The organism is Massilia sp. FBCC-B171 (assembly GCF_059134155.1).
Genome location: NZ_CP101443.1, coordinates 2586796 through 2607527 on the forward strand (window position 1 = coordinate 2586796; position 20732 = coordinate 2607527).

20 protein-coding genes and 1 pseudogene are annotated in these 20732 nt (G+C 67.1%); 10 read left to right on the forward strand and 11 right to left on the reverse strand.

Going from position 1 to position 20732, the window contains the following annotated elements; all coding sequences use genetic code 11:
• Nucleotides 1-9: 9 nt before the first annotated feature.
• Nucleotides 10-1107, reverse strand: coding sequence for a branched-chain amino acid aminotransferase (locus NMB41_RS11720; protein ID WP_494382618.1), 1098 nt, complete (start codon nucleotides 1105-1107; stop codon nucleotides 10-12).
• A 202-nt stretch (nucleotides 1108-1309) separates the two neighbouring features.
• Here NMB41_RS11720 and NMB41_RS11725 point away from each other — a divergent pair, with 202 nt between their 5' ends.
• The 3 genes from NMB41_RS11725 (at nucleotide 1310) to NMB41_RS11735 (ending at nucleotide 3618) form a co-directional block, all read left to right on the forward strand.
• On the forward strand, nucleotides 1310-2125 hold the full coding sequence (locus tag NMB41_RS11725) for a MaoC/PaaZ C-terminal domain-containing protein (RefSeq protein ID WP_494382619.1): 816 nt from the start codon (nucleotides 1310-1312) through the stop codon (nucleotides 2123-2125).
• Between the two features lie 66 nt (nucleotides 2126-2191).
• Nucleotides 2192-2668, forward strand: coding sequence for an acyl-CoA thioesterase (locus tag NMB41_RS11730; protein WP_494382620.1), 477 nt, complete (start codon nucleotides 2192-2194; stop codon nucleotides 2666-2668).
• Between the two features lie 134 nt (nucleotides 2669-2802).
• Nucleotides 2803-3618 carry a DODA-type extradiol aromatic ring-opening family dioxygenase gene (locus NMB41_RS11735; RefSeq protein ID WP_494382621.1) on the forward strand — a complete coding sequence of 272 codons (816 nt, stop codon included), beginning with the start codon at nucleotides 2803-2805 and terminating at the stop codon, nucleotides 3616-3618.
• On the opposite strand, the gene NMB41_RS11740 is transcribed toward NMB41_RS11735, so the two are convergent.
• The 4 genes from NMB41_RS11740 to NMB41_RS11755 all read right to left on the reverse strand — a co-directional run bounded on the left by NMB41_RS11740 (nucleotide 3588) and on the right by NMB41_RS11755 (nucleotide 7814).
• The gene (locus tag NMB41_RS11740) at nucleotides 3588-3965 is read right to left on the reverse strand and encodes a c-type cytochrome (protein ID WP_494382622.1); all 378 of its coding nucleotides are present in this window, start codon (nucleotides 3963-3965) and stop codon (nucleotides 3588-3590) included. The genes NMB41_RS11735 and NMB41_RS11740 overlap by 31 nt on opposite strands.
• A 100-nt stretch (nucleotides 3966-4065) precedes the next feature.
• A complete protein-coding gene (locus NMB41_RS11745) occupies nucleotides 4066-5253 on the reverse strand; it encodes a GGDEF domain-containing protein (RefSeq protein WP_494382623.1) in 1188 nt (395 codons plus the stop codon).
• A gap of 136 nt (nucleotides 5254-5389) precedes the next feature.
• Nucleotides 5390-7075, reverse strand: coding sequence for a 2-isopropylmalate synthase (gene leuA, locus NMB41_RS11750; protein ID WP_494382624.1), 1686 nt, complete (start codon nucleotides 7073-7075; stop codon nucleotides 5390-5392).
• Nucleotides 7076-7463: 388 nt separating this feature from the next.
• On the reverse strand, nucleotides 7464-7814 hold the full coding sequence (locus NMB41_RS11755; protein WP_494382625.1) for a hypothetical protein: 351 nt from the start codon (nucleotides 7812-7814) through the stop codon (nucleotides 7464-7466).
• Between the two features lie 384 nt (nucleotides 7815-8198).
• Between NMB41_RS11755 and NMB41_RS11760 the strand changes: the two genes are divergently transcribed.
• On the forward strand, nucleotides 8199-9329 hold the full coding sequence (locus tag NMB41_RS11760) for a branched-chain amino acid ABC transporter substrate-binding protein (RefSeq protein ID WP_494382626.1): 1131 nt from the start codon (nucleotides 8199-8201) through the stop codon (nucleotides 9327-9329).
• Here the strand turns inward: NMB41_RS11760 and NMB41_RS11765 are convergent, their stop codons facing one another.
• Entirely contained in the window at nucleotides 9330-10409 is a 1080-nt protein-coding gene (locus NMB41_RS11765) for a serine hydrolase domain-containing protein (RefSeq protein ID WP_494382627.1), read from the reverse strand.
• Between the two features lie 219 nt (nucleotides 10410-10628).
• On the opposite strand from NMB41_RS11765, the gene NMB41_RS11770 reads away from it, so the two are divergent.
• Entirely contained in the window at nucleotides 10629-12725 is a 2097-nt protein-coding gene (locus NMB41_RS11770; RefSeq protein ID WP_494382628.1) for a putative bifunctional diguanylate cyclase/phosphodiesterase, read from the forward strand.
• 19 nt (nucleotides 12726-12744) lie between these two features.
• On the opposite strand, the gene NMB41_RS11775 is transcribed toward NMB41_RS11770, so the two are convergent.
• Both NMB41_RS11775 and NMB41_RS11780 read right to left on the reverse strand, forming a co-directional pair.
• Nucleotides 12745-13293: a M23 family metallopeptidase gene (locus NMB41_RS11775; RefSeq protein ID WP_494382629.1), complete on the reverse strand. Its 549-nt coding sequence runs from the start codon at nucleotides 13291-13293 to the stop codon at nucleotides 12745-12747.
• A gap of 149 nt (nucleotides 13294-13442) precedes the next feature.
• Nucleotides 13443-13850: a hypothetical protein gene (locus NMB41_RS11780; RefSeq protein ID WP_494382630.1), complete on the reverse strand. Its 408-nt coding sequence runs from the start codon at nucleotides 13848-13850 to the stop codon at nucleotides 13443-13445.
• A 239-nt stretch (nucleotides 13851-14089) separates the two neighbouring features.
• On the opposite strand from NMB41_RS11780, the gene NMB41_RS11785 reads away from it, so the two are divergent.
• The 4 genes from NMB41_RS11785 to NMB41_RS11800 all read left to right on the forward strand — a co-directional run bounded on the left by NMB41_RS11785 (nucleotide 14090) and on the right by NMB41_RS11800 (nucleotide 16691).
• Complete coding sequence (locus NMB41_RS11785; protein WP_494382631.1) at nucleotides 14090-14446, forward strand: YciI family protein; 357 nt, start codon at nucleotides 14090-14092, stop codon at nucleotides 14444-14446.
• Between the two features lie 107 nt (nucleotides 14447-14553).
• Nucleotides 14554-14979 (forward strand): YciI family protein, encoded by a 426-nt coding sequence (locus tag NMB41_RS11790; RefSeq protein WP_494382632.1) that lies wholly within the window; start codon nucleotides 14554-14556, stop codon nucleotides 14977-14979.
• A 36-nt stretch (nucleotides 14980-15015) separates the two neighbouring features.
• Nucleotides 15016-15426, forward strand: coding sequence for a VOC family protein (locus NMB41_RS11795; RefSeq protein ID WP_494382633.1), 411 nt, complete (start codon nucleotides 15016-15018; stop codon nucleotides 15424-15426).
• Nucleotides 15426-16691 carry an RNA polymerase sigma factor gene (locus NMB41_RS11800; RefSeq protein WP_494382829.1) on the forward strand — a complete coding sequence of 422 codons (1266 nt, stop codon included), beginning with the start codon at nucleotides 15426-15428 and terminating at the stop codon, nucleotides 16689-16691. The genes NMB41_RS11795 and NMB41_RS11800 overlap by 1 nt, the downstream gene beginning before the upstream one ends.
• 194 nt (nucleotides 16692-16885) lie before the next feature.
• Here the strand turns inward: NMB41_RS11800 and NMB41_RS11805 are convergent, their stop codons facing one another.
• Nucleotides 16886-17662, reverse strand: coding sequence for an anti-sigma factor family protein (locus NMB41_RS11805; protein ID WP_494382634.1), 777 nt, complete (start codon nucleotides 17660-17662; stop codon nucleotides 16886-16888).
• A complete protein-coding gene (locus NMB41_RS11810) occupies nucleotides 17659-18144 on the reverse strand; it encodes an RNA polymerase sigma factor (protein ID WP_494382635.1) in 486 nt (161 codons plus the stop codon). Before NMB41_RS11810 ends, NMB41_RS11805 begins: the two co-directional genes overlap by 4 nt.
• A gap of 105 nt (nucleotides 18145-18249) precedes the next feature.
• Here NMB41_RS11810 and NMB41_RS11815 point away from each other — a divergent pair, with 105 nt between their 5' ends.
• Nucleotides 18250-19572 carry a S8 family serine peptidase gene (locus NMB41_RS11815; RefSeq protein ID WP_494382636.1) on the forward strand — a complete coding sequence of 441 codons (1323 nt, stop codon included), beginning with the start codon at nucleotides 18250-18252 and terminating at the stop codon, nucleotides 19570-19572.
• On the opposite strand, the pseudogene NMB41_RS11820 reads toward NMB41_RS11815, so the two are convergent.
• Nucleotides 19564-20564, reverse strand: a pseudogene (locus tag NMB41_RS11820) (IS1595 family transposase). The gene NMB41_RS11815 and the pseudogene NMB41_RS11820 sit on opposite strands and share 9 nt — an antisense overlap.
• Between the last annotated feature and the right edge of the window lie 168 nt (nucleotides 20565-20732).

Genomic DNA, 20732 nt, shown 5'->3' on the forward strand with positions numbered 1-20732 from the left:
CGAATCCGCTTAGAACACGCGGTGGATCCAGCCGTGCTTGTCTTCGGCGCGGCCGTTCTGGATGTCGAGCAGCGCGGTCTTCAGGCGCGTCGTGACCGGGCCTGCTTCGCCGGTGCCGATCTGGCCCTCGAAGCCATTGCCCTTGACCTTGCCGATCGGGGTGACGACCGCGGCGGTACCGCAGGCAAACGCTTCGGCGAGGCGGCCGCTGGCGGCGTCTTCTTTCCATTGCTGGATCGAATACGGCTCTTCGCGCACGGTGATGCCCATGTCGCGCGCCAGCACGATCAGCGAATCGCGCGTGATGCCCGGCAGGATGGTGCCGGTCAGCGGCGGGGTCTGGATCGAGCCGTCTTCGAAGACGAAGAAGATGTTCATGCCGCCCAGTTCCTCGACCCAGCGCTTTTCGACCGCGTCCAGGAACACGACCTGGTCGCAGCCTTCGCGCGTGGCTTCGGCTTGCGCGGCCAGGCTGGCGGCGTAGTTGCCGCCGCACTTGGCGTCGCCCGTGCCGCCCGGCGCGGCGCGGATGTAGTTCTCGGAGACCCACAGGGTGATGCCCGCAGCGCCGCCCTTGAAGTAGTTACCGGCCGGCGAAGCGAAGATGCAGAACAGGTATTCGCTGGATGGACGCACGCCGAGCGCAGCTTCCGTGGCGATCATGAAGGGACGCAGGTAGAGGGCCGAGCCTTCGGCACGCGGGATCCAGCCGCGGTCTTCGCTGACGATGGCGTGCACGGCTTCCAGGAACAGCTCTTCCGGCAGCGGCGCCATGGCCAGGCGGGTGGCCGACTTCTGGAAGCGGCGCGCGTTGGCGTCCGGGCGGAACAGGGCGGCGCCGCCGTCCGGCTGCGGATAGGCCTTCAGGCCTTCGAAGATTTCCTGGGCATAGTGCAGCACCATGGTCGACGGATCGAGCGGCAGCATGCCGCGTGCCTCGACTTTGCCGTCATGCCAGCCGCGGCCTTCGGTATAGCGGATCGTGACCATGTGGTCGCTGAACGCCTTGCCGAAGCCGGGGTTGTCGAGCAGCGCCGAACGGTCGGCGTCGGGAAGGGGCATCAGGCTTTTCTGGATCGACAGGGTCGAAGGGCCAAGTTTGTTCATACAATCTCCAGGATTCTAAAATTGCGCGACAGTGCGGTAGTGCGTCGTCAGGCGGTATTATCGACCAATCACAGCATTTTGGCTGCGGGAAGTTTTATCGGACGGGCCAGGCAAACCGCTGCCGGCCTTCATTCAGGGAGAAAAAGTGCCTCGCTCAGAACTTGATTCGAACGAAACAGATACCGCGCCGCTGCTGCCGCGCATGGGACCCGGCCTTGTGCTGCGCGTCCTGTCGAAACGTGCGCAGTCGGCGCCTGCAGGCCCCGTGGCGCCTTTGCGCTCGCAATTCATCTTGCCGGGGCTGGACGGGGCGCACGTCGCGCGCTACCGCGCCGCGCTGGGTTTCGCGCCTGGTGCGGCGGCGCCGCTGTCCTACTGGTACCTGCCGGTGCAGCGCGCGCACATGGCCACGCTGCTCTCGGACGCCTTTCCGTACCGGCTGGCCGGCATCGTCCACGTCGAGAATTTCCTGGAGTCGCACGCGCCGCTGCCGGCAGGTGCATCGGTCCTGCTCAGCACCCGCATCGACATCCTGCCGCCCGGCAGTTCCGGCGCCGTCTACTGCGCGCTCGAGACGGTCGGCACCGCCAATGGCGAGCGCATCTTCACCTGCACCAGCAAATACCTGGCGGTGCGCGGTGCGCGCTCGGGCAAGCCCAGAACCGGGCAGGCGGTGGTGCAGCAGGGCCCGGTGATCGACAGCTGGACCCTGGGACCGTCGAGCGGGCGCGATTACGCGCGCATCTCCGGCGACTGGAACCCGATCCACCTGACCAAATGGAGCGCGCGCCTGATGGGCTTGCCGGCGCCGATCATCCACGGCATGCATACGCTCGCCAGGACCTGCGCGGCGCTCGAGACGATGGCCGGCCGTCCGGTCGCCTCGATCTCGGTGCGTTTCAAGGCGCCCGTGCCGCTGGGCGAAGCTGCCGTACTGACCCGCGGCGCCGCGCCCGATCGCTATGTGCTGTTCTGCGCCGGCGTGCCGGCGGCCGAAGGCGCCTTCACGCTGGCCTAGGAACGAAGGCGGGCGAAGCGCCGTACAATGGAGCGCATCGCCCGCTTTCCTTATCGACAAGACCACATGAACGACCACCACGGAAGACCCGTCCATGAACTGACGATGACGGTCCTGATGACCCCTGACATGGCCAATTTTTCCGGCAACGTCCACGGCGGCACCATCTTGAAATTACTCGACAGCGTGGCCTATGCCTGCGCCAGCCGCTATTCCGGCGCCTATGTCGTCACGCTTTCGGTCGACCAGGTGATGTTCCTGCAGCCGATCCACGTCGGCGAACTGGTCACCTTCCTCGCCTCGGTCAACTACACCGGCACCAGCTCGATGGAGATCGGCATTCGCGTCGTCACCGAAAACATCCAGCAGCGCACCGAGCGCCATGCCAACAGCTGCTATTTCACGATGGTGGCGGTGGACGCGAACCGCAAACCGCAGGCGGTGCCGCCTTTGGCGCCGGAGACCGAGGAACAGAAGCGGCGTTTCGAAAAGGCGGAAGAGCGCAAGCGTTCGCGCCAGGCGCTGCACGGGAAGAAGCGCTAGGATCGGCAAGGGCAAGGACGGCGAGGGATTGTCCCGCCCACGGCACAATGTTTCCCGACTTTGCCACCTAGTGAAAAATGGCGCATGCCCTTACAGTAAGCGCATCGGCTCACACCCTCGTTCAAGGACCCACCATGACTTCCTCCCGACTCCCGGTCTATTTCATCTCCCACGGCGGCGGTCCCTGGCCCTGGATCGAGCAGATGCGCGGCATGTATGCGCGTACGGCGGCTGAATTCGCCGCGCTGCCGCAGCGCCTGCCGGCCAAGCCGAAAGCGATCCTGGTCGTCTCCGGCCACTGGGAGGCGGACGAGTTCACCGTCTCGACGGCCGCGCGCCCGCCGATGGAATACGACTATTCCGGCTTCCCCGAGCACACCTACCACATCAGTTATCCCGCGCCGGGTTCGCCGGAACTGGCCGGCCGCGTGCGCGAACTGCTGTCGGGTGCCGGCATCCCGGTGCAGGAAGACGCCAGCCGCGGCTACGACCACGGCGTCTTTGTGCCCTTGAGCCTGATGTATCCGGACGCCGAAGTCCCCATCCTCATGCTGTCGATGAAATCGAACTACGACGCGGCCGAGCACCTGCGCCTGGGCGCGGCGCTGGCGCCGCTGCGCGACGAGGGCGTCCTCATCATCGGCAGCGGACTGAGTTACCACAACATGCGCGGTTTCGGCCGCGACGAGTCCACGCCCGTTGCCGTTGCCTTCGAAACCTGGCTGGGGAGCGCCATCAGCCATCCTGACGCGGCCACCCGCAACGCCATGCTGGTCGATTGGGAACAGGGCCCCGGCGCACGCCAGGCGCATCCGCGCGAAGACCACCTGGTGCCGCTGATGGTGGTTGCCGGTGCAGCGGGCGAGGATACGGGACGCGCGCTCTTCATCGACCACGTGATGAAGGTGCCGATGGCGTCCTACGAGTTCGGCGGGACGCTACGCAGGTAGGCCAGCAGGTCGCCGACCTGCTTCGCATTGCTCATGCCCCAGAAGCGCATCTTGGTGCCGGGGATCAGGCCGCTCGGCGAGTCGATGAAGGCGGTGAGGGTCTTGTCGTTCCAGACGATGTTCGATGCAAGCATCGCCGGCGAATAGCGAAAGTCCGACGTGCCGCCGGCGCGGCGGCCGAAGACGCCGTTCAGATGCGGGCCGAAGCCGGCGCGCGCCGACGGTCCCACGCTGTGGCAGGAGCCGCAGCGCGAGGCGAACAGGCGCTGGCCGTTGGCGAGGTCGGCGGCGCCGGCGGCCAGGGGCGCGCAGGCAAGCAGGAACAGGAGCGAAGCGGATTTTTGCATGCGGTGTCGGTGTTGGAACAGGCGCGGTTTGCCTGGCCGGGCCGCGCGGTCCGATTATACCCTCGCGACGCTTGCGTGTCGGGTGGCGCGCCGGCCGCGCTCAAGCCCGGGCGCGCAGCTCGGGCGCCATCGCCAGCGTGCCGCATACCCCGTTGCGCCCGGCGCGCTTGACCGCATACAGCTGCTCGTCGGCGAGCGCGATCAGTGCGTCCAGCGTGTCCGGCGGCACCGGATGCAGCGCGGGGACGGTGGCGACGCCGAAGCTCGCGGTGGCGCTCACGGCGCCCCCGTCTGCCAGCGCGGTGGCGGCGCCGGCAAAGGCTGCGCGGATGCGTTCGGCCAGGGCCAGGGCGCCGGCCAGTTCGGTCTGGGGCAGGACCACCAGGAATTCTTCGCCGCCATAGCGGATCACGCTGTCGACCGGCGCGCGCACCATCGCCTGCAGCAGGCCGGCCAACTCGATGAGCACCCTGTCGCCGGCTGCGTGGCCGTGGGTGTCGTTGATGCGCTTGAAATGGTCGATATCGCACAGGATCACCGACAGCGCGCTGCCGTAGCGGCGCGTGCGTTCGAGTTCGGCCTCGAACTGGCCGCTCAGCAAAGCGCGGCGGTTGTGGCAGCCGGTCAGGGGATCGCGCTCGGCCAGCTCCTGCAGCAGTATCGCCGAGCGAAACTGTTCGCGCTGCGCCAGGTGGAAACGGCGCGCGGCGATATAGCCGAGCGCATTGCCCAGGATGAGCAGCAGGACCAGCGCCACCACGTCATCCGGGCGCAGCGCGCCCTGGACGATCAGCATCGCCGCGAAGGCCAGGCTGGCGCCGACGCCGATCGCCACCGCATACACGAAGCGATTCGGGAAGATCAGGTAGACCGCCATCAGCATCAGGGCCAGCGACATCAGGTTCCAGGACAGGGCGGCCGGCTGGTACCAGCACAGCACGGGGAACACGGCCAGTCCGACGACCAGCACGCAGCAGGTGGCGCGGATCGATGCCTGGATCGAACCGGGATGGCGGGCGATGGCGGCGAGGGCACCGAATGCCGTCAGCGCGACGCCGATGCGCAGGGCGACCATGGTCCAGGCGGTGACGGTGGGGCCCAGCGTGGCGATATCGGTGAGCCCGAACACGACGTAGAACAGGGCCGAGAACAGCAGGCTTGCGCGCAGCTGGGCGTTGCGTTCGGGTAGAAAATGACGGAGGAAGCGGTCTTCGAATTCGCGGTCCACAAACTCGGCGCGGTGGGGATGGATGCTCAGGCAACGTGTGGAGAGGGCATGAGGCGACACGGCGACTTTCAGCAATTTCAGCAGTTGAGCTCGACAGAATCTGTCGATATTCTAACTCAGCGGCCGGGAAAATTGCTAATTTGAAATCATCAGCCGGTCATCGCGTGGACACGGTGTGCCCACGCTGCCCCTGGCCTCAGGCTGCCAGCGCCGGCGTGATCTCGGCGCCGCTGGCCGCATGCCGGTTCACGGCCGACAGCACCGCCTTGAACGAGGCCGTGACGATATTGCTGTCGATGCCGGCGCCAAACAGGGTCGGGCCATTCCCCACACGCAGTTCGACATAGCAGGCCGCACGCGCATTCGCGCCCGAGCCGATGGCGTGCTCGTGGTAGTCCATCAGGCGGATGTCGATGCCGAGGGCGTTCACGAAGGCGTCGATCGGCCCGTTGCCGGCGCCGCGCAGCACGCGCTGCACCTGCTGGTCGAAGGCCGTGACTTCGAGCCGCACCGGTTCGCCGGCCGCCGTGTTCTCGCTCATGCGGTGCGAGGCATAGCGGTAGGGTGCCTCGGCTTCGAGGTATTCGCGCGCAAACAGGGCGTGGATGTCGCTGGCGGCGATTTCGCGTCCGCTGCTGTCGGCCAGCTGCTGCACCACGCGCGAGAACTCGATCTGCAGGCGCCGCGGCAATTCGAGGCCGTATTCCTGTTCGAGCAGATAGGCCATGCCGCCCTTGCCGGACTGGCTGTTCACGCGGATCACGGCGTCGTAGCTGCGCCCCAAATCGGCCGGGTCGATCGGCAAGTAGGGCACTTCCCAGATCGCGTCCGCCTGCTGGCGTGCGAAGCCCTTCTTGATCGCGTCCTGGTGCGAGCCGGAGAAGGCGGTGAACACCAGGTCGCCCGCATACGGATGGCGCGGGTGGACGGGCAGCGAATTGCACTCTTCGACCAGCTGGCGCACGCTGTCGATGTCGGAAAAGTCCAGGCCCGGGTGCACGCCTTGCGTGTACAGGTTCAGGGCGAGCGTGACGAGATCGACGTTGCCGGTGCGCTCGCCGTTACCGAACAGGCAGCCCTCGACGCGGTCCGCCCCGGCCAGCACGGCCATTTCGGCCGCCGCGACAGCCGTGCCGCGGTCATTGTGCGGGTGGACGCTGATGACGAGCGACTCGCGGCGCGCGAGGTGGCGGCACATCCATTCGATCTGGTCGGCATACACGTTCGGCGTGGCTGCTTCCACGGTCGAAGGCAGGTTGACGATCATCGGGTTGGCAGGCGTCGGCTGCCATTCGGCGCTGACGGCGTCGACGATGCGCTTCGAGAATTCCAGTTCCGTGGTCGAGAAGGACTCGGGCGAGTACTCGAGGCCCCACTGGGTCTGGGGGTGCCCGCCGACGAGCTCCTTGATCAGGCGCGTGCCGTCTACCGCGATCTTGACGATTTCATCCTGGCTCATGTTGAACACGACCCGGCGGAACACGGGCGCCACCGAATTGTAGACGTGGACGATGGCGCGTTTGGCGCCCACCGCCGAGTCGACGGTGCGGCGAATCAGCTCTTCGCGCGCCTGGGTCAGGACGATGATGGTGACATCGTCGGGAATGCGGTTTCCTTCGACCAGCATGCGCACGAAATCGAAATCGGTTTGCGAGGCCGACGGGAAGCCCACTTCGATTTCCTTGATGCCGACTTTGACCAGCATGTCGAAGAAGCGCAGCTTCTTCTCGATGCTCATCGGCTCGATCAGCGCCTGGTTACCGTCGCGCAGGTCGGTGCTCATCCAGATCGGCGGACGGGTGATGGTCTTGCCCGGCCACTGGCGGTCGGCCAGGTCGACGGCGGGGAAAGGACGGTATTTGGCGGATGGGTTGTAAAACATATTCGTACTCCTGCTAGGTAAGGGGTGCCGGGATCGGCGCGGGAGTGGCGAGGGCTGCCGGGCGGGCCACAGATCGCTAGGCCCGGCAACCGATCGCTAGTTTTAGCAGTAGGCGAACGAAAGCGCGCGCAGCAGCCGGGAGCGGCAGGGTGAAGATCAGGGTGGAAGAAGAAGCGTGCATCGTTGCGAATTCCTGTGACTACTTTTAAACACCGGCAGGGCCGGAACGCGGGTGAAAATCAGGCGCGTAGTAGTAGCGCTAGCGATAGGACGCTGGCGTTTGGCAGGGCAGTCGGAAGATGCAGTGAGGAAGTCATTGACTTGACTCTAAGCGGGAAGCTGGTGGGGTGTCAAGCGTAAATTTGTGCAATGCAGTATAGACAAGCGCTCAGGATTGCTGCGGCTGGGTCAGGAAAATCCAGGCCACCGTGATGACGACCATGCCGGTGGCCGTGATGCAGGTCCAGGTGAAGAACCAGGCCGAGAGCAGGGTTGCCTGGAGCGCCCGTTCGACCAGGCAGCCGAGGGCGAAATCGAGCACGGTGAGGAAGGACCAGCGGCGCAAATAGACCGGCAAATATTTGCTCATGCGCCGGTTGTGCTGGCTGACGGCGTGGCGCTCGATCGGCGTGCGCGCGCCGCCGGCATCCATGAAGAGCCAGTCGAAAAAGATGAAGCGGTAGAGCAGGGTGCGAAAGCGCAGCTGCGCCGTTTCGCCACCGTGGTGCTCGCTCGTCATGCCAGCTCCTCGTGGACGGGCGCCTGGCCGGACTGCACCTTGCGCGGGGTCTGGCCAGTATGCCGCAAGCTGGGCAGGGTCCGGCGCGCGGGACTGGTTTTCATGCGTGGTGGGGCTGTTGCCTGTTGCGGTATTGGTGGGTTGAATCCGCGTGGGCACGGGTGCCCACCCTGCGGATAAGGTTGCAGGCCAGCTCATGCAAAAAACCGTCGGAGCTCGCCTGTAACGCATCCCGTAGGGTGGGCTCCCCGAGCCCACGCGGATCACGCACACCACTAACCGCCCACGCAACAGCGCCACATGGCTAAACCGCACTCAGCCGCCCCGCACGCCCCTTTCTCATCCTTGATATAGTGCTCCTTTCGCCGCACCCAAGAGGAAAGCATGAACAAGACCCTGGTCGCAGCCGCCGCGCTGACCATCACCACCGGCCTGGCCCAGGCCCAGGAAGTCGTCAAGATCGGCCACTCGGCCGCCGTCACCGGCCCGGTCGCCTATTTTGGCAAGGACACCGAAAACGGCGCGCGCATGGCGATCGAAGCCCTGAACGCGCGCGGCGCTACCATCGGCGGCAAGAAGGTGCGCTTCGCGCTGGTGGCCGAGGACGACGGCGGCGACCCGAAGCAGGCCACCAGCGTGGCCCAGAAGCTGGTCGACGCGCGCGTGAACGGGGTGGTCGGCCATGAAACCTCGGGCACCACGATTCCGGCCTCGAAGATCTACCACCAGGCCGGCATCCCGCAAATTTCGCCCTCGAGCACCAGCCCGAAATACACCCAGCAAGGCTTCAACACGGCCTTTCGCGTGGTGGCCAACGACGTCCAGCTGGGCCAGGCATTGGGCCGCTATGCGGTCGACGGCCTGAAGGCGAAACGCGTCGCCGTGATCGACGACCGCACCGCCTACGGCCAGGGCCTGGCGGCCGAATTCGCCAAGGGCTTGACCAGGCAGGGCGCGCAAGTGGTGGCGCGCGAATTCACGCACGACAAGGCCAGCGATTTCAATGCCATCCTGACCAAGATCCGCGCAACCAAGCCGGACCTGGTCTTCTTCGGCGGCATGAGCGCCGTGGCCGGCCCCATGCTGCGCCAGATGAAGCAGCTCGGCTTCAACGCGAAGATGATGGGCGGCGACGGCATCTGCTCGGACGAGATCCACAAGCTCTCGGGTGGCGCCATGCTTGATGGCCAGGTGTTCTGCGCCGAGGCGGGCGGGGTCGACGCCGCCGGCCGCGCCGGGCTCGACACCTTCCGCGCCGATTACAAGAAACGCTTCGGCATCGACGTCCAGATCAATGCGCCGTATGCCTACGATGCCGTGATGACGATGGCAGACGCCATGGCGCAGGCCGGCTCGAGCGCGCCTGCGAAGTACTTGCCAGTGCTGGCGAAAACCCGCTACAAGGGCGTGACCGGCCCGATCGCCTTCGATGCGCGCGGCGACATCCGCGACGGTACCATCACCCTCTACACCTTCAAGGGCGGCAAGCGCAGCCTGCTGGCCGTGACCAAGTAATTACTTGTCCATGGCCGCGAGCAGCGCCAGGGCGATCCTGGCCTGCTCGGATTGCGCCATGTCGGTGTTGTTCAACAAGACCACGGCGCGTCCGTCCTTCGGCGAGTAGGCCAGCAGGGTCTTGTGGCCGCCGCTCACGCCCGCCTCCCAGGCCAGCGTGCGCGCACCGGCCCCAGTGCCGAGCTGCTTGATGCGGCCGCCCAGCGCATATTCCTCCGGTGCGTGCTGGACCGTCAGCAGCGCGCGGCGCGAGGCGGGCGACAACAGCTGCCCGCCATAGACGGCGTCGGCCAGCTTCACCAGCTCGCTTGCCGTGCTGTAGATGGTGCCGCTGGCGGCCACCATTGGCGGCGCTGGCATGCTTTTGCGCGTGGTCCTGGCGGCGTCGTAGGCGCCGGCCATCTGCGGCAGGCTGGCCGTGTCCTGGCTTGCGAAGCCCGTCTCGCGCAGGCCTGCCGGTGCGAACACCAGGCGCGCGACGACCTGCGTGAAGGCTTCGCCGGTGACGCGCTCGACGATGCCGCCGATCACCAGCCAGTTCGTGACCGAGTAATCGAACTTCTCGCCCGGCGCGAACGTCAAAGGGCCACTGCCGAACTTCAGGGCGGCGTCCAGCGGCGAGATCGTCATGCGCTCGGGGCTGCGGTCGCGCTTCATCGCCAGGCCCAGGCCATTCTCAATGCCGCTCGTGTTCGACAGCAGCGCGCGCAGGGTGACCGCGCCGCTGGCGGCGGGCAGTTCCGGCAGCCAGGCCGTGATCGGCTTGTCGAGTTCGAGCTTGCCCTGTTCCACCAAACGCAGCACCGCCACCGCCGTGACCCATTTCGAGACCGAGCCGATCATGAACCGGGAATCCGGCGTGAGCGCCGCGGGCGTTTCGAAGCGGGCCTGGCCATAGGCCCTGACCAGCGGCGCCGTGTGACGGTCCGGGCGCACCAGCACCACGCCGTTGTAGGCCGGCGTCACCTGGGTATCGAGCAAGGCCGCGTCGGGCAAGTGGGCGGGCGCACCGGCGCAGGCGGACAGGGCGGCCAGCAGGGCCAGTGACAGGCAGCGCCTGCGAAGCAGGGGAAAGGGCATGGACTTCCTTGGCTAGTTCGACGGGCAATAGACTACCGTAAATTTATTGCCAAGGTCACAGCATTTTTTCGGATGTGGCTGGTTTGCATCTTTTTCATCGTGTGCACCATGGACGCGCCGAAACTACCGCCAAGGGCGCTACACTGGCCATTTCGCATGCAAGGTGCATGTGGTCCGGTTCGCGCCAAGCATGTGCAAACGCCAGGGAGGTAGGGCAGCATGATTACACCGCAGGACGCTCTCGATGCGGCCGCTGCCGGCGGGGACGGCCCCGATCCCGTCCAGTTGCGGCGCCTGTGGACGCTGGTCGACAACCTCGACGCCTGCTTCTACGTGAAGGACGCCGCGGGCCGCTACCTGTTCGCCAACAAGGCCCTGGGCGCGGTGTTCGGCACCGATCCCGCGCAGATCGTCGGCCGCGACGACGCGCCCTTTGTCGACCTGGACGCCTCGGGCATCGGCGCCACCGACAAGCAGGCCTTGTCGAACGGGGAAAAGGTCGCCACCGACGAACTGGTCTGCCTGAGGAATGGCGAATGCCGCCTGTTTCGAAGCGTCAAACTGCCGCTTTTCGATGCCGAACGCCGCGTCGTCGGGCTGTGCGGCATTTCCACCGACATCACCGAGCAGCGCCGCGCCGTCGATGAACTGGTCGAGCGCAACGACCTGCTCAACACCATCCTCTCGAACGTCGACGCCGCCATCTACCTGAAGGACCAGCAGGGCCGCTACCTGTACGCCAACGGCCCGGTGCTGGCCCTGCACAAGCGCGACCTGGCCGGCCTGGTCGGGCGCACCGACCGCGACCTGATGCCGCCCGAGGTCGCCGCGCGCGTGGCCCAGTACGATGCCGAGGTGCTGGCCGGGGAAGGCGCCGAAGTGCGCGAGGAAACCATCATCGGCGCCGACGGTTTCAAGCACCACTTCCGCTCGCGCAAGGTCAAGCTGCAGCTGCCGGGCCAGCCGACCTGCCTGATCGGCTTCTCCACCGAAATCACCGAGCTGCGCGGCCTGCGCACCCGGCTCGAACAGGAACGCATCACCGATTCGCTCACGGGACTGGCCAACCGGGTCATGTTCGAGCTGGCGCTCGAGGAGCAGCTCGTGATGGCGACCCTGGGCGGGGGACGTCTGGCGGTCGTGATCATCGACCTCGACCAGTTCAAGTACATCAACAACAACTTCGGCCAGAGCATCGGCGACCAGCTGATCAAGCTGGTGGGCCAGCGCCTGCAGCAGTGCAATGTGGTGCTCGGCAGCCTGGCGCGCCTGTCCGGCGACGAATTCGCATTTACCTTGCCGCAGGCCGAGACGGTGGAGGAAGTGGCGCTTCAGGTCGAGCAGATCCGCGCTTACCTGGCGCAACCGTATCCGGTGCTGCGCCAGCCGCTGCACCTGACCTTCAGCGCCGGCATCAGCCTCTCGCGCGGCAGCCTGCATGGCGCGGCCGAGCTGCTCGGGCGCGCCGAGGCGGCCATGTACTCGGCCAAGGACAACGGGCGCGACCAGTACCGCTTCTATTCGCCCGAACTCGGTTCGACCGTGACCCAGCGCGTGGAACTCGAGCGCGACCTGCGCGCGGCCGTCGGCACCAGCGAGTTCGCGCTGCACTACCAGCCGAAGATGCGGCGCGACGGCAGCATCGCCGGTTTCGAGGCGCTGATCCGCTGGAACCGGCCGGGCGTGGGCCTGGTCGCCCCCGATAACTTCATTCCCCTGGCCGAGCAGCTCGGCCTGCTGCTGCACCTGGGACGCTGGGTCATCGAACAGGCCTGCCGCCAGATCGCCGCCTGGCGCGACGCCGGCCTGGGCACCATTCCGATCGCCGTCAACCTGTCGACCAGCCAGCTCACCAGCCCGGCGCTGCCCGACTATGTGTTCGACCTGATGCGCGAGCACAAGATCGAGCCGGGCTGCCTGGAAATGGAGCTGACCGAATCGATGATGATGTCCGACCCCGACCTCGCGATCGCCATCCTGCACCGGCTGCGCAGCGGCGGCGTGGCGCTCTCGATCGACGACTTCGGCACCGGCTTTTCCTCGATGTCCTACCTGCGCCAGCTGCCCGTCAACTACCTCAAGCTCGACCGCTCCTTCGTCCAGAACTGCGCGGTCGACGCCAAGGACGCCGACCTCTGCGCCGGCATCATGGCCCTGGCCCACAAGCTCGACATGCACGTGGTGGCCGAAGGCGTCGAAACGGCCGAACAGCACGAAACCCTGACCGCCTGCGACTGCGACCTGTTCCAGGGTTTCCTGTTCAGCCGCCCGATGTCGGCCGGCGCCGCGACCGATTTCCTGCGCAGCGCCCATTGAAGGCGCCGGCGCCGGGCGTTCAGGGCTGCGCCTGCGCCACCCGCGCCCCATCCCCCGCCCGCAGGAAGGGGTAGGGATTGATCGCACCGCCCGATTCATAAATCCCGTAATGCAGGTGCGGGGGCGTTCCTTTCGCGTTCCCGGTCGTGCCCACATAGCCAAGCACGGTCCCCGGCCGCACCCGCTGGCCGTTCTCGATATCGGCATAGCGGTCGAGATGGGCATAGTAATGGCGCTGCCCGCCCGGCCCCAGCACCCACACCACCTGGCCGCCGAGGCGGTTGGTGGACACGCGCAGCACCACGCCTTCGGTGGCGGCCGTCACTGCGGTGCCGCGTTTGGCGAAGATGTCGATGCCCTCGTGCTTGCGTCCTTCACTGCGCGCGCCATGCCAGGTGTCGCGCAAGGCGCGCGGCTCGACCCCGCGCACGGGCACCTGGAGTGCAGCGGGAACCGGCATCGATGCCAGGCGCATCGCGTACAGCATGTTCTTGATGTAGGGGCCGAACAGAGCGTAGGCGCCGAGCAGGAGCAGCGCGAGGACGGTGCTGCGCAGCAGGATTCGCATCGGGCCTCCCTATGAATGAAATGAAAACCGGCGCTGGCGCCGGCAGTGGTGCTGCGGTGGACGCAACAAGGCGAACGCCCCCGGCACAGGCAGGGCGTTCGCATATTGTAGTCGCGCTGTTGCGCGCTGCTTGAATGCTTGAAGGCGGCTTACTGTTCCTTGCCCATCACGTCCTGGTCGAGGCTGTGGCCGAGCGAGCCCTGTGCGCTTTGTCCGCCCTGGCCGCTTTGCCGGCTGCCGCCGCTCTGGCTGCCCTGGCTGCTCTGGCTGGATTGACTCCCTGGTTGCTGCCCTTGCTGGCGCCGGCCGGACCGGGCGCGCGTGCCGCGGCCGAGCGCCGGCGTGGTGTCGCCAGGCTCGCCGTCGTCGATATCGGCCGACTGGCGGTTGCCTGCGCGGTAGCCGCTGTCGTCGCTCGACGGCATGCCGATACCGCCATCGCGGGTACCGGTGTTGAGGTTGCCGGTGGTGCCCGTAATGCCGGCGCTGCTGGTGCCCACGCCGGTCAATTCGTCGTAGTAGCGGCCTTTCGTGCCCCTGCCTTTGATTCCGCCCATTGCTGCCTCCTGCTGTCGGTGATTGGTTCCCCCATGGTAATCCCGGGTCGGCGGCGGACAATAGGCGCATGCGAGAGAGCCTTGTAGGAGCAATCGCACGCAGTCTCAGCAATTCGTGCAGGGAATGCGCACGATTGAGCGAATCGGCCCTGGCCATGGCGCCGCGCCCCATGCTTTACTCGGCGGGCGCCGCATTGCATACTGCTTGTTCTTCTATCTACATACTGAGGGGACAGTCGATGTCTTACATGTTGCTGATCCATGAAGCCGTCGGCCAGCGCGCCACCCGCAGCGAGGACGAAGGGCGCGCGCTGTACGAGCGCATGCTGCGCTTCGGCGATGCCTTGCGCGAGGAGGGCGTGCTGCTGGGCGCGCAGTCGCTGGCGCCGCAAAGCCGCGCCACCCGGGTCCAGGTCGAGGGCGGCAAGACGCGCGCTGTCGACGGGCCCTTTGCCGAAGCCAAGGAAATGATCGGCGGCTTCTTCCACGTCGACGTCGCAACGCATGCCGAAGCGGTCGCGCTGGCGGCGCGCTGCCCGGCCGCCGAGTGGGCGACGGTCGAGGTGCGGGCGCTGGCGCCTTGTTACGAAAGCTGAAAATCTTTTTTCGCGGTGTGTCGAATCCTGCCGGCCCGTTTCGTCGTGTGACTGGAAACGGTTGAAGCGCGGCATGGGCCGCGCCCGGTCCCGTCAAGGAGAACAGCATGCGTTACATGATCATCGTCAAGGCCACGCCCGAGTCGGAAGCCGGCTGCATGCCGGAGGAAGCCTTGCTCGGCGTCATGGCCGACTACCACGGCGAACTGGCCCGCGCCGGCGTGCTGCTCGACGCCAGCGGCCTGCATCCGTCCAGCCGCGGCTGGCGCATCCGCTACCACGGCAAGGAACGCAGCGTCATCGACGGGCCCTTCACCGAGTCCAAGGAAATGATCGCGGGCTACACCATGATCAGCGTGCGCACCCCCGAAGAAGCGCTGGAATGGGCGCGCCGCTTTCCGAATCCGCGCGGCGGCGATCTGGAGGCCGAGATCGAGGTGCGCCAGGTGTTCGAGCTCGACGACTTTCCGCCGTCCGAAACGCTGGAGCGTTTCCGCGCGCTCGAACAGGGCCAGGCCCCGCTCCAGTCCTGAATCGGCCCGCCTCAACTTCCCCGGAAAGGAAACACCATGCACAAGCAAATCTATGTGAACCTGCCGGTGAAAGACCTGGCGCGCAGCCGCCAGTTCTTCTCCCGCCTCGGCTTCGAATTCAACGCGCAGTTCAGTAACGACGAAGGCGCCTGCATGATCCTCGGCGAGAACATCTTCGCCATGCTGCTGGTCGAGCGCTTCTTCCAGACCTTCACCAACAAACCCATCTCCGACGCCGCCACCTCGACCGAGGTGCTGACCTGCCTGTCCTGCGAGAGCCGCGAGGAAGTCGACGCGCTGGTGGCCAAAGCGCTCGCGGCCGGCGGACGATCGCCCAATCCGAAGCAGGACCACGGCTTCATGTACGGCCACGGCTTCGAAGACCTGGACGGGCATGTCTGGGAGCTGTCGTGGATGGATGTGAACGCGATTCCGTCGCAGCCCTGATGCGCCAGCAGGTCGACCAGGCCATCGGCGCCGTCTGGCGCATCGAGTCGGCGAAGATCGTGGCGGGCGTCGCGCGCCTGGTACGCGACATCGGCCTGGCCGAGGAGCTGGCTGGCGACGCGCTGGTGGCCGCGCTCGAACACTGGCCGGCATCCGGGATTCCCGACAATCCCGGCGCCTGGCTGATGCGCACGGCGAAGAACGCGGCGCTGGATTACCTGCGCCGCGATAAATCCTTCCGCGAAAAATGCGTGCAGATCGGCCAGGACCTGCAGGCGCAGGAGGCGCATATCGTGCCGGACTTTGTCGATGATCTCGATGCCGCGCGTAACGACGTCGTACAGGACGACTTGTTGCGCCTGATGTTCACGGCCTGTCACCCCATCCTCTCGACCGAGGCACGGGTGGCGCTGACCCTGAAACTGCTCGGTGGCCTGTCCACCGGCGAGATCGCGCGCGCCTTCCTCGTGCCCGAGCCGACCATCGCCCAGCGCATCGTGCGCGCCAAGCGCAGCCTCGGCCAGGCCGGGGTGCCCTTCGAGCTGCCGCCGCCGGAGCAGCTGGCCGAGCGGCTCGGGTCGGTGCTGGAAGTGGTCTACCTGATTTTCAACGAGGGCTATACCGCGACCGCCGGCCAGGACTGGATGCGCCCGGCGCTGATGGAAGAAGCGCTACGCCTCGGGCGCATGCTGGCCGAACTCGCAGCAGGCGAACCGGAAGCCCACGGCCTGGTCGCCCTGATGGAGCTGCAGGCCTCGCGCGCCGCCGCCCGGGTCGACCGCGCGGGCCGGCCGGTGCTGCTGCTCGAGCAAGACCGGTCGCGCTGGGACGGCATCCTGATCCGGCGCGGCCTGGCGGCGCTCGCACGTGCCGAGCTGCTCGGCGCGCCCGGACCGTACGCGCTGCAAGCCGCGATCGCCGCCTGCCACGCCCGCGCCAGGACGGCCGGGGACACCGACTGGGCCCGGATCGCCGCGCTGTATGGCGACCTGGCGCGCGTTAATCCTTCGCCCGTGGTCGAACTGAACCGCGCGGTGGCGGTGGGCATGGCGGAAGGGCCGGCGGCCGGGTTGGCGCTGGTCGATGCGCTGGCCGCTGGCGGCGCGCTGGAGCGCTACCAGTGGCTGCCGAGCGTGCGCGGGGATTTGCTGGAAAAGCTGGGACGGCGGCGTGAAGCGGCCGCCGAGTTTGCGCGCGCGGCGCAAATGACGTCGAATGTGCGCGAGCGGGAGTTGCTGGAGGAGCGGGCGCACGCGAACAGGTAAACGCAATGTCGCCGAGAGGCTTGAGGACATACCGTAGGGTGGGCCTCGGCGGCCCCGCGGTCCCCCGCCCACGCGTTCAACCAGCCAATGCATTTTCGACACAGTGTTCGACGCCGCAAACGCGCGTTGAACGCGTGGGCGGGGAACCCGCCCTCCCTACGGGTCCGATTTCCATTATCGTCATCAACGCTGCTTCAGCGCCTCCAGCCGCGCTCTCTGGCCGCACGTTCCGCTGCGGCGTTCATGGTCGTGCCGGCGATGCGCTCGTCGATCGCGTCGAGCACGGCCACCGGTGTCGCCGCGGCCGCCTGGCGGTATTCGCCGCGCACGGCGCGCGCTTCCGAGAGGACGGGAATGCGCCAGGTCTCGCCGTCGCGGCAGGCCAGGCCCGCACTTCGGCCGACGCTGAAGCTGCGGCAATAGCTGCCGCTCTTGGCGGCAAAGCTGACGCCGATGCGCACCGGGCTGCTGGGCGCCGGGTCGCTTGCCAGCTGGCGCGACAGGGCGCCGGCGAGCTGGCCGCGGGCAACCAGGCGCCCGCCCGCATCGGCGACCACGAGGCTGCCTTCGCCGCTGCTGCCGTCGAACCAGAGGCTGCCCGCCATCACGCCCAGCACCAGGGTCGCCGCGAGCGCGCCCCAGCGCGGCCAGTTGCGCTGCGCTGCCTGGCCATGCGCCGCCGGCGCCGGCACGGGGGCGACGCGCACCTTGGCATTGCGCGCGGCCTCGAAGGAGAGCACCTTGGCGCCTGCGCTGCTGCCCGCGCTGCTGCCTGTGCGCAGCTGCGGCGGCAGCGGTTCGTCGAGCACGCCGGCAAAGGCGGAAAATACATCGCGGCGCAGGGCGCGGTGGCGCTCGACGACGGCGGCCAGCGACGGATCGGCGCGCACGGCGCGTTCGACTTCGCTGCGTCGCGGTTCGTCGAGCTCGCCGTCGGCATAGGCCATCAGGACTTCGTCTGAATATTTCATGCTACGGTTCTTTCGTCGGACAACAATTTCTGTAAAGCATCACGCGCACGGGCCAGGCGGCTCGTCAGCGTGCCAATCGGAATCTCGAGCACGGCGGCCGCCTCCTTGTAGGGCAAGCCGTCGACCAGCACCAGCGCAACCACGATCCGGTGTTCATCGGACAGCAGGCTCATCGCTTTCTGGACGGCCATCCGCTGCTGCTGGACCTCGGCGCCGTCATGGCCGACGTGCTCGCCTTCCTCGGCGGGTGCGAAGACCGCGTCGCGCCGGATCCTGCTGCGCACCTCGTCGATCCAGGCGTTGCGGATGATGCGAAACAGCCAACTGTCGAGTCTGGTTCCTTCAGTATATTGCTCGCTGCGGCCGAGCGCGCGTTCGATCGCGAGCTGCACGAGGTCGTCGGCATCTTCACGGTGGAAGGTAATGGAGCGCGCGAAGCGTCGCATCCGGGGCAGCAGGGCGGCAAGGTCGTTGGCAAGCATGGGATCAGGTCGGTTCACATCGATAAAACGTCAGCGGGAGGGATTTTATTCCATCTGCCAATCGTTTTTCTTTTAAACGGACGAGCTTCCCTTATGATCGCGACCATGAAACCGCCTTGCCTGCTCTTGAACTACCGTATTTACATTGCCTGCGCGCTGATGCTGTGCGGCGCCGGCAGCGCCCAGGCCCAGCTGCGCCTGCCGGCCCTGACCCTGCCGCCGGGGCTCGGCGCGCCGGGCGTCGACGGCATGCTGCGCCCGGTCGAGCGCCTGGTGGAGCGCACGGTGCCGGGCGACCTGCGCAGCCTGCGCCTGAATACCGTCGAGGCGCTGCTGCAGCGCCACCGCCAGGTACTCGAAGCCGATCCGCGCGGCGAACCGGTGGTGCGGCGCGAAATTCTCGCCAATGGCGCGGGCGAGGCGGCGCACGGCGCGGCCCGCCGCATCGGGCTGGAGATCCTGCGCGAGGAGCGTTTCGAGGAACTGGGCGAGTCGCTGCTGGTGCTGCGGGTGCCGCCGCAGCTCTCCACGCAGGAGGCCTTGCTGCGCCTGCGCGAACTCGACCCGTCTGGTTCCTATGATTTCAATCATGTGTACACCGCCAGTGGCGCGCTGCCGCTCGACGCCGGCACCGGCGCGCCAGCGGGCGCTGCGAGCGGCGCGGCAAGAGCCGCGGGCGCCGTCGGCCTGGTCGACAGCGGTGTCGACGTGGCGCACCAGGTGTTCGAAGGGGCCGCCATCGAGACCTTCGGCTGCGAGGGCAAGCCGCACCCCGCCGCCCACGGCACGGCGGTGGCCGCGCTTCTGGTCGGGCGTGCAGGGCGTTTCGCCGGCGCCGCCCCCGGAACCCGCCTGTACGCGGCCGACATCTATTGCGACAGCCCGAGCGGCGGCTCGGCCGACAAGATCGCCGGCGCGCTCGGCTGGATGGCGCGCGCGCGGGTCGGCGTGGTCAACATCAGCCTGGTCGGTCCGCCGAACGCCACCCTGGAACGCGTGGTCGCCGCCATGCAGAAGCGCGGCCACCTGCTGGTGGCGGCGGTCGGCAACGACGGACCGGCCGCGCCGCCGCTCTACCCGGCCAGCTACCCGGGCGTGGTCGGCGTCACCGGCGTCGACCGCCAGGGGCGCGCGCTGCCGGAAGCGGGGCGCGGACCGCAAGTGATGTTCGGCGCGCCGGGCAGCCAGATGGTGAGTGCCGCGCTCGGCACGCCGCCGTTTCGCCAGGTGCGCGGCACCTCGTTCGCGGCGCCCATCGTCGCCGGTTTGCTGGCGCAGGCCTTGCCGCAGCCGGACCAGGCGGCGGCTGCACGGGCGCTGGCCGCCCTGGCCGCGCAGGCCGTGCGCGAGGGTGAGGGCGTCAGCAACGTTACGGGTCATGGCGTGGTGGGCGCAGGCTTGCGGACGGATCCCGCCCGGCTACGTTAAAAAAAAGGGCGCTGTTCGCGTTAAGTGTGGAAATCTGCCTTGCGCCCAATGCCCAGCGCCGCCTGTAGCAATCCCTCTGGCGTACCGATGCGCCCGCCATCGAGTGCCCAGCGCCAGCCCAGGTAATTAGTCAAATACCGACTGGCCACGCCACGAAAGGGGAGTAGCCAGCCACGCAGCCGGCTGTGGTAGCTGTTGACGTTCTGCACGTGAATAGCACCGCGCACCCGGATCCCGGCTTTCAGGTTGACCGCCTCATGGGTGATGCCGGCTTGCCGCGCGAAGGTCCGGTACGCGGGATGGCCATCGGAAACCAACAGGACATCGCGTTCCAGGCGCGGCAGCAGGTGCTGGTGCAATTGCGCTAGTGTCAGCATTCCCTTGCCCGGGACCCAGTCCAGGGTCTGGCCGGTGCGGTCGCGGGCCACCAGCACACACATCTGCTCGTTCGATATCCCCCGTTTTGTGGCTTTACCACCGCGCTTGCGTGGCGGGCGATCGAGCGTGCGTGACCCTTTGTGCGATTCGAGCACATACATCTCGTCTGCTTCGGCAATGCCGCCCAGGAATTGCGGCCGGTCGTCCTTGCTGATTTTTAGGAAACGGTGGCGCCAGCGAAAACTGGTCGCGCCGGCCACGCCAACATCGGTGGCGGTACGGCGGATGCTGCGCGAATCGAGCATGCGGCTTAGGTAGTCGATCCACCTCTCCTTGTGGCGCAGGCGCGCCAGCGCCGTGCCGGTCAGGGCGTTGCAGGTGCGTCCGCAGTCCTTGCACCGATAGCGCTGCAAGCCGCTGGCGCGGCCGTGCCGTTGCAGCTGGCGCGAGTGGCAGTCCGGACACGCGATACGCTGCGCTGCGGTTTGCTCGATCAGGTCTACGGCCTGGTCGCGTTTGGCCGCGGGAACAAGGAGGGAAAGCAGGCGCTCGCGCTGGCGCCGGGTCAGCGCGGGAAGTTGCTTGAGGAAGTGATCGAACGGACGTGCTTGCATGGCGTCTCCGGTCTGATTACGGTTGAGGTTGGACCTCAGCCGTTCCGGGAAATTCCACACTTAACGCGAACAGCGCCAAAAAGTGATGTGGCATGGATTAAACGGCCGCGTCCGCTCGTTTTCCTGATAACGGCGCGCAATCCGAGCGCCACAACCAGGAGAATGACC